A 12,743-nucleotide genomic window follows, 5' to 3' on the forward strand; every position below is an offset into this window, starting at 1 on the left:
CCCCCCCCCCCCCCCCCCCCCCCGCCCCCTCAGGCGGTGATCAGGCCGGGTGGCCGCGGGTCAGCCCGCGTTGACCTTGTCGATCAGCACGCTGCCGGTGCCGGCGACGGTGCCGTCGGCGTTGAGCAGCTGAACCTCGCCGAAGAACTGACGTCCCTCGGGAGCCGGGGCCGCGACCAGGACGTTCGCCGCGACGTTCGCGGAGGCGCCGTTGGCCAGCGGAACGGTCGCCGCCTCGTCCACGGAGACCGAGCCCAGCGTCGTCGAGTAGAAGACGTCGCGGTAGTCGTACTCGGTGGTGCCGGCCGGGACCGAGTAGCCGTCCACCTGGATGGTGTACGTGCCGGCCGCCGGGTTGGCGATGCTCACGGCCTCCTCCGAGTCGCCGTCCGCGGACTGCGCGACCTGCGTGCCGTCGAGGAACACGGTCAGGTCGAGGTCGGCGGAGGTGTCGGAGGTGCCGCCGATGGCGACATCCAGGCGGGACGCGCCGGCGGGGACGACGACCGTGCTGGTGACGCTGTCACCGTCGGCGATCGACTTGCGCGACGCCGCGGCGGAACCGAGCGCGCCGCCCTTCAGCTTGCCCTGCACCGGGGCGTAGCCGTTGGTGACCTTCCACGAGACCGGGGCGGCGGTGCCGACCGTGGCCTCCTCGACGGTCTGGACCTCGGGGTCGAAGGAGACACCGAGCGCGGTCGCGGTCAGGTCGTACGGGTTGTTCAGCACCGGCGAGGTACGGCGCGCCTCGACCTCGATCTCCCACACGCCCGGGATCGGGTTGGCGTAGGAACGCAGGTCGGGACGGCAGCCGTTGGTGGTGGTGTAGTTCGGGTAGCAGAACGTCGTCGTGGTGGTGTCCGCCGGGACGCCCCACGGGGTGATCGCGATGAAGCGGGTCTGGCTGCCGGTGGCCAGGCCGCCCATCTTGATCTCGAGCGTCTTGGCGCCCTCGGGCACGGTCACGAAGTAGGACTTGGTGCCGTTGCGCTGCACCGAGCCCGCGGCCTTGACCGCGAACGACGGCTTGGCCTGCGGGGCGGCGACGACCACGGTGTTGAGGATCTGCTGGTCGGTGCCGCGCGTCGCCGGGTCGTCGACCGTCAGGATCGCGCTGTGCAGGCCGGTCGAGCCGGGCTTGGCCTTGACGCGCACGGTCACCGGCTTGTTCAGCGGCAGCCACACGTTGTCGTAGTCGGCGAAGCGGAAGGTGCCGTCGTTGTTCACCCACTCCAGGTCGTGCCGGATGGACCGGTTCGGACCGGTGGTGCGGGTGATGGTGACGTCGTACGTCTTGGTCTGACCGGCCTTCAGGCCGCCTTCGCGGTCGTAGATGCCGGTGCCGTGCCCCGGGGTCGCCAGGAACTGCGACAGGGCCGTGGCGACCGGCGCCTTGACCGTGTAGGTGTGGGCGGTGGCACCGGCCTTGATCAGGCGCCAGGCGTCCACGATGTCGATCAGGCCGGAGCCCTGGGCGTACGCCGGGACGTCCTTGATCTTGTGCGCCGTGCTGGTCAGCGCGGTGCGCAGGGTCGCCGGGGCCAGCGGGATGCGGGCCTGCTTGGCCGCGGACAGCAGCAGTGCGGAGGCGCCGGCCGCCTGCGGGGAGGCCATCGAGGTGCCCTGCAGCATGGCGTAGCCGGGCGGCAGGCCGTAGCCGGCCTCGGCGACCGGGCCACCGGGCTCCCAGGTCGGGATGGTGTTGATGGACGCACCCGGCGCGGAGATGACCGGCGCGAAGCCGCCGTCCTCACGCGGACCGCGCGAGGAGAAGGGCATCATGTCGTACGCCTTGGTCACCTGCGAGCCGTAGTTGGCCGCCCAGGTCTCCTTGGAGATGGTCGCGCCGACGCTCAGGACCTTGTCGGCCAGGCCGGGGTCGCCGATGGTGTTGGCGCCGGGGCCGCTGTTGCCGGCCGAGATGACCAGCTGCACGCCGTACTCGTCGATGAGACGGGTGTACAGCTGCGCACGGGCGTTGTTGCCGTCGTTCAGCGCCGGGAGACCGCCGATGGACATGTTGACGATGTCCACACCGCGGTTGACCACCAGGTCGATCATGCCCTCGGTCAGCGCCACGTTGGTGCAGCCGCCGGACCAGGTGCAGGCGCGCGAGGAGACGATCTTCGCGCCCGGGGCGGCACCGTTCATCCTGCCGCCGAACAGGCCGTTGGCGGAGGTGATGCCCGCGACGTGGGTGCCGTGCTCGGACTCGATGACGCCGATGTTGACGAAGTCGGCCTTCTTGCCGACCCAGGTGCCGCCGTACGGGTCCGTCGGGACGTCCTTGCGGATCTCCACCACGAAGGGAATCCGCTCGGAAATGGCCGTGGCGGGGTCGTCGGTGCCGAAGTAGCCGATCTGGAAGCCGTCCTTGTACGGCTTCATCTCGGCGTCGTCGGTGAAGTCGCCGTTGTCGTTCAGGTCCAGCCGGACGGTGCCCTTGGCCGGGTCGTAGAGCAGGCCCCAGAGGTCGCTGGTGTCGCCGTCCCGGTTGAGGTCGCCGGCCATGTCGCCGCCGGCGGTGGCCGACTCGCGGAACACGCTGACCTGCTGCGAGGCGTCGGGGGCGGTCCAGGTGCGGGTGCCCACGGTCACGGTCGGGCCGTTGGTCATCCGGCGCCAGGTGGCGTCGCCGTCCAGGATCGGGTCGGTCGCGGTGACCCAGTCGACGATCTTGCGCTCGCCGGTCGTGGTCTTCTGCAGCGCCGGGTGGCCGAGGTCGACGCCCGAGTCGAGGATGCCGATGGTGACGCCGCGGCCGTCGGCCTTCGGGTTGTCCTTGACGAAGTCCACCGCGCCGGTCTCGAACGCCGGCTGGTAGGGGTTCTTCGCCGGCGTCTTCGCATCGGGACCCGGGTAGGTGGCGGAGCCGCCGCCGTGGCCGTGGCCCTTGGAGGAGCCCTTGCCGCCGTCGGCCGACGGGGACGGGTCGTCGAGGACGATCTCCTGCTTGAGGTCGATCGCCTGCACGGACGAGAGTTTCTGCGCCGCCGCGATCGCCGCGTCCGCCGTGCCCGTCGGGACGGTGGCGCGGACGTAGCCGAGGTCGTCGTAGGTCTTGTCCACCGACGCGCCCTTGAGCGCGTCGAGCTCGTCCGAGACCTGCTCGGTGGAGCCCTTCTTGGTGGCGATCATGAGGGTGACGTTCTTGTCGCCGCCGGCCTTGGCCTCGGCGAGCAGTTCGGCGTCGGCCGCTCCGAGCTTGTCGGCCGCGGTCTTCACCGCCGCGTCCGCGGGGTCGCCGGTCGTGTCGGCGAAAGCGGTGGAGGCGGAGATTCCGGTCGTCGTCAGCGCGGCCACCAGGCCCGCCGCGAGCGCGACACGGACCACGCGTCTCTTCCCGCGTATGTGATCGAGAGACATGGGCATCCTGTTCAAGATTTGGGCGCCAGTTGACCGACACATTGCGGCATCTGTGGGGTTGTTGGGGAGTGCCGTAGATGGCGTAAGACCGACATGACGCGAATACGTCAAGACGCCGGGACTTGTGCCGGGGCACGAAGCATGCCCAACCGGCCCATTGCGTGCGCCCGCGGGATTCTCCGGCTCCCGACGCGGCACAGCGCGGGGGCAGTTGACGAACACCGCAGGAGCGTCCGGTCACTTGCTGAGCCGGACGCCGGTGACCTGCGGGAGGACTGCCGATCCATGTCCAAGGACGGGTGCCGGACGTTCCGTTCCCGTTGCACCGCAGGCCACCCCGGGTGCCAACGATCCGGTGAGGAGCGGCACCGCGGTGCCGCCGCAGCCCCGCCCACCGGGGGAAACCCGCCCTGCCTGGTCCCGTGCCCGCTGCCGCCCTCAGCCGCCGTGACGTCCTGATCGCCTCGGGTGTGGGCGCCTTCGGCACCGGGCTCGGTTTCGCGCGCGTTCCCGGTTCGGGAGACGCGAAGGCCGCGCCCCGCTCGCCGAACCGGCCACGGGACCCGAGTCCCGCCCGCCGTCCGTCCCCGCGACACCGGCCGCGCCCGCAGCGGTGCGGCCCTGCACCGCGGGCACCACCCTGCACTCCGTCTCGGCCCCGCGCGGCAGGGAAGGGCTACCGCCGGCTGGGCGACGGCCCCGGCTGGAAGCGGGACGCCCGCACCGAGCCGGCCGCCGCCCGGAGCGGCCGCGCCGAGCGTCGTACGACCCTGTCCTGCTTCGTGCAGTTCACCGCCCCGCACCTCACGGACGTGCAGAACCCGCGGCGTCACGAGTTCCCGCGCTTCCCCTCCGCCGGCCGGCGTCGCCAGGAGGCGCTCACCAACGCCGGCGTCGTCTGTCTGGTCGAGCGGGTCGACGCGCTGCGGCACGGGCCCGCCACCGGCACGCCCATCGGTTCCGTCATGACCACCGGCGACAACACCGGCGACGACTCGCGGGTCGAACCGGACTGGTTCCACGCGGTGATGAGCGGTGGCCGCCTCACCCCCGACTCCGGCGACCCGGACCACTACGAGGGCGTCCAGGACTCCGGGCTGAGGGCTTCCGGCAGCCGGACTCCGCCTGCGCGACACGGACAAGGCGGTGGGCTTCCCCCGCCTGCCCGGGTTCCTCGCCGCCGCGGTCCGCGAGCTCAACAGCCCCGGCCCGCACGTCCCGTGGTACTCCACCACCGGCAACCACGACCAGCTGTACGGGGGCCCGTACGCCGCCTCGTCCTGCTTCCACGACCTGGCGCTCGGCTCCGCCAAGTTGTTCCGGCTGCCCCCGGCCGAGGCCGTCAACGCGTTCCTGCGCAAGGGGCCCGATCCCCAGGGCACCCGTTTCCGCCAGGCGTGCAACCACCGCAAGAGCAGCGCCCGCGCCGTCACCCCCGACGAGCGCCGGGCACCGGTCACCCCGCGCGAGTACATCGCCGCCCACCTTGACCCGCACACGCCGGCGCCGGTCCCGTGGGCCACGGCTGCACGACGGCCGACTCGACTCCGGCCGGATCCAGTGCACGTTGCGGATCTCCGACGGCGTGCTCGGCGTCAGCCTCGACACCATCGACCGCGGCGGCGACTACCGCGGCTCACTCGGCACGGGCCGGCTGAACTGGCTGGACCGGACGCTCATCGCGCACGCCGACGCAACCGTGCTGGTCTTCAGCCCCCACCCCAGCTGGTCGTTGACCGACCTGGTCCGCGACCCCGCCCGCCCCTGCGAGCGCCGCACGGCGGTGACGAGGTGCTCGCGCTGCTCGGCCGGCACCGCAACGTGGCCGCCCGGATCAACGGGCACGGCCACAAGAAGAAGATCGTCCCGCAGGGCACCTTCTGGGAGGTCTCCACCGTCTCCCACGTCGGCCACCCCGCAGCCGGCCAGGATCGTCGGGCTGACCGACGACCGCGACGGCACGCTCTCGCTGCTCCGCACGCCCTCGTGGAGTCCGCGGCCCCCTACCGCACCGACTTCACCGACCTGTCGCAGACCGGGCTCGCCGCGCTCCACCGCGAGCTCTCGCGTTCAACGCGCCAGGGGCCCGTACGCTCTCCGGCGAGCCGGGCGACCGCAACGTGGAACTGCTGCTGAAGAAGCGCTGACCGCTGCGCTCACCGCGGCAGCACCACCACCCACGACGCGGGGTTGCGGTCGGCCGCGGCCATCAGGGCCGTGCGGACGACGGTGGCCTGCTGCTCCAGGGACTCCCGGAGCTTGCGGGGGGTGATGTGCACGACCGAGATGCCGAGGCGCTCCAGGTGCTCGCGCTTGCGGGCGTACTCGGCCCACAGGGCGTCGTCCTCCTGCCGGGGCACGCGCGAGTCGAGCTCGACCGCGACCGCGTGCTCCGGCCAGTACGCGTCCACGCCCCCCAGGTGCGGGCCGCCCGGCAGCCGCAGGTCCACGTTCCACAGCGGATCGGGCAGCCCGAAGCAGCGCACCATCGTGTACAGCCGGTTCTCGGCGATCGCGCGGCCCTCGGCCACCAGCGCGTCCACCGCCTCCACCACGTGCGGCCGGGACAGCAGACGGGTCCGGCTCAGCTCCGCGACCAGGGCCGTCGCCTCGCAGTGGCCGCCGCGCACCGCCTCGGTCAGTACCTGGCGCACCGCCCGGGCGTCGTCCAGTTCTTCCACCGCGTCCGCCAGCGCCCGGGGCAGCGGCGCGCACGGCACGCCCTGCACCTCCTGCGGCCGGGGCAGGGCGGGGGTGCGCACCAGCCCCACGTCGCCGATGGCGCGCAGCCGGCGCTGCCGGGTCACCAGCAGGTCGATCCGGTCCAGGCCGACCAGCGGCGGTACCGAGGAGAAGCGGTGCAGGGCCAGTGCCGCCAGGCCCGTGACCATCGCCTCGCGGCCCGCGTAGAGCAGTGCCGCCCGGACCCGCTCGTCGCCGGTGGGCCGGCCTCGGTGCAGGACGTACACCCGCGGCAGCACCTCCTGCCAGGGCCCGCCGGGGCGGCAGCGGGAGGCAAGCGTCTCGGGGGTCACACCGTGCTCCCGCAGCTGGCGGGCCGACAGCACGGTCGGTCGGGTGCGGGAGAGGTGGTCGAGGGGGCGGGGGCTGAGGGGGATGTTGTGGTTCATGGCGGGTGGATTCCCGCTTACCTCAGGGGGTCTAACGGCTGTTACGGTTCCGTCGACAAATGCGGACATCACCGCACTAAAGTTCAGACGTTCGGTTGCCGAATGCGATTTTTCACCTATCCAGGTGACCGACCTGCTCTCACCTGCCCCCCAACCCCGGCGATGCTGCCGCACCACCGGGGCCGGGCGGTACCCCCTCTACGCCATTGGGGTGACCGGTCACCTGTTCCCTTCCGGGAGGGACGTCAGGCCGCCCCCGCCGCCGCGTCCCGCTCCTGCGCCCGCAGCGCCCGCGCGAGGTCGTCACGGCACTCGGCGACCAGCCGCCGCAACGCCGGCGGCGCGTCGGCATGGCCGGCCAGCCAGGCGTCGGCCGCGTCGAGCGTGGCGGGCCGGTCCTGGTGGTGCGGGAAGAGCCCGCGGACGACGGCCATGCCGATCTCGATCGAGCGCTCCTTCCAGATCCGCTCGATCACGTCGAAGTAGCGGTCCGCGTACGGGGCGAGCAGCTCGCGCTGACCCGCCTGGTCGAAGCCCGCGATGGTGGCCTCGACGAGCGCGTTGGACAGCGTGTCGGACTCCACGACCGATGCCCAGCACTGCTCCTTGACGGCCGCGGAGGGCCGCGCCGCCAGGCAGCGCACCTGGTGCCGCTTGCCGGAGGCGGTGTCGTCGCGGGCGAGCTCCGCCGCGACGTCGGCCTCGTCGGCCGCTCCGCCGGCGGCCAGCGCCTCCAGCAGCACCCAGCGCAGCTCCTGGTCCACGTCGAGCCCGTCGATCTTCTCGGTGCCGTCGAGCAGCCCGCGCAGCACGTCCGTCCCGGCGTCCCCGGCGGCGACGGCCGCGTGGAAGCGGGCCCAGGCCAGCTGGTGGCCGCTGCCGGGGGCCGCCGCGCGCAGCTCGCGCAGCGCACCGTCCGCCAGCTCGCGCGCGCCCTGCTCGCGCCAGGCGGGCGCCGCGTAGTCGTTCAGGGCCGTACGGGCCTGCATGTGCAGCCCCTGCAGGACGCCGATGTCGGTCTCGGCACCGGCGAAGCGCAGCACCAGGCCGAGGTAGTCGCGGGCGGGCATCAGCCCGTCGCGGGTCATGTTCCACACCGCGGACCAGGCCAGGGCGCGGGCCATGGGGTCACTGAGCGAGCCCAGGTCCTCCCGGACCGTGGCCAGGGAGTCCTCGTCGAAGCGGATCTTGCAGTAGGTCAGGTCGTCGTCGTTGACCAGCACCAGGTCGGGCCGCTCCGCCCCGGCCAGCTCGGCCACCACCGTGCGCGGGCCCGCGACGTCGGTCTCGGCGCGCGCGTAGCGTTCCACGGTGCCCTCCGCGGTGCGCCGGTAGAGCCCCACCGCGACCCGGTGCGGGCGCAGCTCGGGGTGCGAGGGCGCGGCCTCCTGCAGCACGGCCAGTTCGGCGATCCGCCCGTCGGCGTCGTACGAGAGGTGCGGAGTCAGCGAGTTGACGCCCGCGGTCTGCAGCCAGGACCGCGACCAGCCGGCCATGTCGCGCCCCGAGGTCTCCGCAAGCACCGACAGCAGGTCGCCCAGCTCGGTGTTGCCGTAGGCGTGGCGCTGGAAGTAGCGGCGCGCCCCCTCCAGGAAGGCGTCCCGTCCCACGTAGGCGACCAGCTGCTTGAGCACGCTGGCGCCCTTGGCGTAGGTGATGCCGTCGAAGTTGAGCTTGGCGTCCTCCAGGTCGCGGATGTCGGCCGTGACCGGGTGGGTGGAGGGCAGCTGGTCGGCGCGGTAGGCCCAGGCCTTGCGGCGGTTGGCGAAGGTGATCCAGCCCTCCTTGTAGCGGGTGGCCTCCACCAGCGAGAACGCGCCCATGAAGTCCGCGAAGGACTCCTTCAGCCACAGGTCGTCCCACCACCGCATGGTGACCAGGTCGCCGAACCACATGTGCGCCATCTCGTGCAGGATGACGTTCGCCCGGCCCTCGTAGGACGCCTGGGTGACCTTTCCGCGGAAGACGTACTCCTCGCGGAAGGTGACCAGCCCCGGGTTCTCCATCGCGCCGATGTTGTACTCGGGCACAAAGGCCTGGTCGTACTTCCCGAAGGGGTACGGGTAGCCGAAGTGGTCGTGGAAGAAGTCCAGACCCTGCTTGGTGACGGTGAAGATCTCGTCGGCGTCGAAGTACCGGGCCAGGCCCTTGCGGCACAGCGCGCCCAGCGGGATCTCCAGCTCGGAGCCGTCCGGCAGCGCGCGCCGGTAGGTGTCGTGGACCATGTGGTACGGACCGGCCACGACCGCCGTGATGTACGTGGAGATCGGGCGGGTCGGCGCGAAGTGCCGGGTCTCGCCGTCGTCGGAGACCCCGGTCACGCGCTCGTTGCCCAGCACCACCCAGGACTCGGGCGCGGTGACGGAGAAGGTGAACGGCGCCTTCAGGTCGGGCTGCTCGAAGTCGGCGAAGACCCGGCGGGCGTCGGCCGGCTCGTACTGGGTGTAGAGGTAGACCTCACCGTCCTCGGGGTCGGTGAAGCGGTGCATGCCCTCGCCCGTGCGGCTGTAGGCGCACTGCGCGTCCACGACGAGGACGTTGTCCGCCGCCAGGTCGTCCAGCGTGATCCGCGCTCCGTCGAAGACCACCGTCGGGTCCAGTTCCCGGCCGTTGAGCGTCACCGACGTGACGGAGGGTGCCAGCAGGTCCGCGAAGCTGGACGCGCCGGGCTCCGTGCAGCGGAACCGGACGGTGGTCACGGACCTGAACGTCCGCTCCTCCGGGCGCAGCGCCGACCGGAGGTCGAGGGCGACCTCGTAACCGTCCACGGCCAGCAGCCGTGCCCGCTCTCGGGCCTCGTCGCGCGTGAGGTTCTCGCCGGGCACGGGGTCTCCATTCGTCTCGCCTTGTGGACGCCACGCATCTTCGCACGCGGCATCACGCCCCGGCACGCGGGAATGGGCTCGGCGATCCCTGGTGTTCCCCTCTGAGACCCGAGCACGGATCAGTCATGCCCCGAGGAGATTCCTGTGACCGAGACCACGACCACCCCCACCCCGGTGGACTTCTGGTTCGACCCTGCTTGCCCCTGGGCGTGGATGACCTCCCGCTGGATGCTGGAGGTGGAGAAGATGCGCCCCGTCGAGGTGCGGTGGCACGTGATGAGCCTCGCGGTGCTCAACGAGAACCGTGAGGAGCTGCCCGAGCAGTACCGGGAGTTCCTGACCACGGCCTGGGGCCCGGTCCGCGTCTGCATCGCGGCCGAGCAGAAGTACGGCAGCGAGGTGCTCGGCCCGCTGTACACCGCGCTCGGCACCCGTATCCACAACCAGGGCCTGGGCCACAAGGACCACGACGTCATCGTCGCCGCCCTGGAGGAGGCGGGCCTGCCGGCCGACCTCGCCGACTTCGCCCGCAGCGACGCCTACGACACGGAGCTGCGCGCCTCGCACCAGGAGGGCATCTCCAAGGTCGGCCAGGACGTCGGTACCCCCGTCATCGCGGTGCCCGGCGCCGACGGTGAGCAGATCGCCTTCTTCGGTCCGGTCGTCACCCCGGCGCCCAAGGGCGAGGCCGCGGCCCGCCTGTGGGACGGCACCCTGCTCGTCGCGTCGACCCCCGGCTTCTACGAGATCAAGCGGACCCGCGACCAGGGCCCGGTCTTCGACTGAGCCGGCCGGCCCGGGTCAGAAGTGCCGGAGCAGTTCGGGGAAGGCCGCCAGCCGCAGCACGCGCTCGTCGGCCGGGTCGAGCTCGGACTGCTCCAGCACCCAGGTGTTCTCGTTGGGGATGAACACCGCGCTCATCCCGGCCTCGCGCGCGGGCAGGATGTCGGACTTCGGGGAGTTCCCGATCATCCAGCTCCTGCCCGGCGCGAAGCCGTACTCCCCCAGCAGCGCGCGGTAGGTGCCCGCGGCCTTCTCCGGCACGATGTGCACCCCGCGGAAGTGGCCGGCCAGCCCCGAGGCCGCCACCTTGCGCGCCTGCTCCTCCTCGTCGCCCTTGGTGAGCAGCAGCAACTCGTGGCGGGTGCCCAGCTCGTCCAGCGTGTTCGCCACGCCGGGCATCAGCTCCACCTTGTGCTCCACGAAGGCCACCGCCAGCTCGTCCACGCGCAGGCGTTCCGCCTCCGTCACCGGCCGCTCCCGCAGCCGCTCCAGGCACTCGCCGAGGCTGCGCAGGAAGACCTTGCTGCCGTAGCCGTGGACGACCGCGTTCGCCGCCTCGATCTCGTTCAGCAGCGCCCTGATCTGCGCGCGGTCCAGGACGGGATGGTCCACCCAGTCCAGGAAGTCCTCTATGACCCGCTCGAAGACCACGTTGTTCTCCCACAACGTGTCGTCCGCGTCGAAGACCAGTACCTGCCCAGTCAGCCGTGCCTCGTCCATCCCGCGAGGGTAACCAGTGCCCCTGTCCGGCGGCCCCGTATTTTCCCGGCGCGGCGCTATGCGTGCCGTGCGGCGAGCGCCGCGTCCAGCTCCGCGCGCGACGGCGGATCGGCGCCCACCCGCGTGCAGTTGAGCGCGGCCGCCGTGACGCAGCGCTCCAGTACGGCGGCGAGTCCCTCCGGCGAGGCCGGGACGCCGTCGCCGGCGATCGCGTCGAGCAGCGCCGCCTGGAAGGCGTCGCCCGCGCCGATGGTGTCCACGACGTCGACCTCGGGCGCGGCCACCCGTACGAGGGCGGCGTCGGTCACCGCGAACGCGCCGTCCGCGCCCAGCGTGACCACCGCCAGCCCCGGCCCCTCGGCGAGCAGTGCCCGGGCCGCCTCGTCGGGGGCGAGCCGCGGGAAGAGCCAGGCGAGGTCGGCGTCGCTGGCCTTGACCACGTCCGTGACCCCGGCCAGCCGCAGGCACGCCCGGCGGTAGGCGAGCCGGTCGGGCTGGACGGCCGGCCGCACGTTGAGGTCGGCGACGACGGTGCGCCCCGGTACGGCGTGCAGGTCGCGGCAGAGCTCCAGCACCCGCGTCGCGCCCGGTTCGACCACCGCGGCGAGTGAACCGGTGTGCAGCACCGCGGTGTCCGCGGGCACCGGCAGGTGCTCCGGGTCCCACGCCGCCAGGAAGTCGTAGGAGGCGGAGCCGTCCCGGTCCAGGTAGGCCATGGCCAGCGTGGTGCGCCCGGCCGGGCTGGCGGCGCGCACGACCTCCACCCCGGTGGACTCCAGGTGCTCCCGCACCAGTTCGCCGGGCGGGTCGTCGCCCCACGTGGTGACCAGGGTGGTGGGCCGTCCGAGCCGCTGCAGGCCCACCGCGACGTTGGCCGGGCTGCCGCCGGGCACCGGCGTGACCTGCCGCTCCCCGGAGCGCCACAGCAGGTCGACGAGGACCTCGCCGACGACGCCGACGCGGGAGGGGGAGGACGGAGCGCTCATGCGGGCAGCATAGGAGGCCGCCGTACGGGCGCCGGAGCGGCGTCACGCCCGGCCGCGGCGCCGCTGCGGCGATGGTGGGAGAAGCATTGGAGAAACCCCACTAAGGCCCAGGTGACGAAGCTCACGTCCGGCGCCGCATCCTTGTAGGAAGGCGACCAATGCCGTGATCAGCCCTTTGTGATCGGCGGACGATGATCGGGGAGGGCGGCGCGGGTTAACGTCACGGTGTCCCGAACCGACCCTCACCCCGCGGAGTCACCCGATGGCCAGCGCAGTTCCCGCCGCTACCGCCGTACGGACCCACCCGGTCCTCGCCGACCTCATCCCCGCGTCGCGGCTGCGCGACGTGGCCTTGGTGACCGGTGGCGCCGTACTGACCGGCCTGGCCGCGCAGTTGTCGGTCCCCGTCCCCGGGTCGCCGGTGCCCGTGACGGGGCAGACCTTCGCCGCGCTGCTGGTGGGCACCGCCCTGGGCGCGCGCCGCGGCTTCCTGGCGCTCGCGCTGTACGCGGTCGCCGGTGTCGCCGGGGTGCCGTGGTTCGCTGAGGGGTCGTCCGGTGCGGCGGCGCCGAGCTTCGGCTACATCCTCGGCATGGCGCTGGCCTCGGCGCTCGTGGGCGCCCTGGCCCGGCGGGGTGCGGACCGCGGCGTGTGGCGGATGGCCGGCGTCATGGCGGCCGGAAGCGCCGTCACCTACGCCGTGGGTGTCCCTTACCTCGCGCTGGCCGCCCACCTGACGCTGGGCCAGGCCGTGGCGCTGGGCCTGACCCCGTATCTCATCGGCGACGCGCTGAAGGCCGCCCTCGCCATGGGTGCGCTGCCCGCCGCCTGGAAGCTGGCCGGCCGCCGCGGCTGACCGGCCACGACCTACGACGCACCCGGGTGGGGGGGGGGGGGGGGGGGAAGACCCCCCCCCCCCCCCCCCTTCTCCC

8 protein-coding genes are annotated in these 12,743 nt (G+C 72.6%); 3 read left to right on the forward strand and 5 right to left on the reverse strand.

The window, feature by feature from the left end; all coding sequences use genetic code 11:
• Window positions 1–60 precede the first annotated feature (60 nt).
• Window positions 61–3,372 carry a S8 family serine peptidase gene (locus tag ACRWNP_RS36010; protein ID WP_431969063.1) on the reverse strand — a complete coding sequence of 1,104 codons (3,312 nt, stop codon included), beginning with the start codon at window positions 3,370–3,372 and terminating at the stop codon, window positions 61–63.
• Window positions 3,373–5,157: 1,785 nt separating this feature from the next.
• Here ACRWNP_RS36010 and ACRWNP_RS36015 point away from each other — a divergent pair.
• Window positions 5,158–5,502: a hypothetical protein gene (locus ACRWNP_RS36015; protein ID WP_431969065.1), complete on the forward strand. Its 345-nt coding sequence runs from the start codon at window positions 5,158–5,160 to the stop codon at window positions 5,500–5,502.
• Window positions 5,503–5,522: 20 nt separating this feature from the next.
• Here the strand turns inward: ACRWNP_RS36015 and ACRWNP_RS36020 are convergent, their stop codons facing one another.
• Window positions 5,523–6,497, reverse strand: coding sequence for a hypothetical protein (locus ACRWNP_RS36020; protein WP_431969067.1), 975 nt, complete (start codon window positions 6,495–6,497; stop codon window positions 5,523–5,525).
• Between the two features lie 245 nt (window positions 6,498–6,742).
• Complete coding sequence (gene pepN / locus ACRWNP_RS36025) at window positions 6,743–9,322, reverse strand: aminopeptidase N (protein ID WP_431969068.1); 2,580 nt, start codon at window positions 9,320–9,322, stop codon at window positions 6,743–6,745.
• 144 nt (window positions 9,323–9,466) lie between these two features.
• On the opposite strand from pepN, the gene ACRWNP_RS36030 reads away from it, so the two are divergent.
• Entirely contained in the window at window positions 9,467–10,108 is a 642-nt protein-coding gene (locus ACRWNP_RS36030) for a DsbA family oxidoreductase (RefSeq protein ID WP_431969070.1), read from the forward strand.
• A 15-nt stretch (window positions 10,109–10,123) separates the two neighbouring features.
• Here ACRWNP_RS36030 and ACRWNP_RS36035 read toward each other — a convergent pair whose 3' ends face one another.
• Together ACRWNP_RS36035 and ACRWNP_RS36040 are read right to left on the reverse strand one after the other, a co-directional pair.
• Window positions 10,124–10,825, reverse strand: coding sequence for an HAD family hydrolase (locus ACRWNP_RS36035; protein WP_431969072.1), 702 nt, complete (start codon window positions 10,823–10,825; stop codon window positions 10,124–10,126).
• A gap of 56 nt (window positions 10,826–10,881) precedes the next feature.
• Window positions 10,882–11,811 (reverse strand): carbohydrate kinase family protein, encoded by a 930-nt coding sequence (locus ACRWNP_RS36040; protein ID WP_431969074.1) that lies wholly within the window; start codon window positions 11,809–11,811, stop codon window positions 10,882–10,884.
• Between the two features lie 262 nt (window positions 11,812–12,073).
• Here ACRWNP_RS36040 and ACRWNP_RS36045 point away from each other — a divergent pair, with 262 nt between their 5' ends.
• Complete coding sequence (locus ACRWNP_RS36045) at window positions 12,074–12,667, forward strand: biotin transporter BioY (protein WP_431969076.1); 594 nt, start codon at window positions 12,074–12,076, stop codon at window positions 12,665–12,667.
• Window positions 12,668–12,743 lie beyond the last annotated feature (76 nt).

This window comes from Actinacidiphila sp. bgisy160 (genome assembly GCF_965342435.1).
In the GTDB taxonomy this organism is placed as follows: Bacteria; Actinomycetota; Actinomycetes; order Streptomycetales; family Streptomycetaceae; genus Actinacidiphila.

Bases quoted from the DNA above. Each gene is read 5' to 3' on its own strand.
- ACRWNP_RS36040 (WP_431969074.1), bottom strand. From the start codon at position 11,811: ATGAGCGCTCCGTCCTCCCCCTCCCGCGTCGGCGTCGTCGGCGAGGTC.
- ACRWNP_RS36010 (WP_431969063.1), bottom strand. From the start codon at position 3,372: ATGCCCATGTCTCTCGATCACATACGCGGGAAGAGACGCGTGGTCCGT.
- ACRWNP_RS36035 (WP_431969072.1), bottom strand. From the start codon at position 10,825: ATGGACGAGGCACGGCTGACTGGGCAGGTACTGGTCTTCGACGCGGAC.
- ACRWNP_RS36045 (WP_431969076.1), top strand. From the start codon at position 12,074: ATGGCCAGCGCAGTTCCCGCCGCTACCGCCGTACGGACCCACCCGGTC.
- ACRWNP_RS36020 (WP_431969067.1), bottom strand. From the start codon at position 6,497: ATGAACCACAACATCCCCCTCAGCCCCCGCCCCCTCGACCACCTCTCC.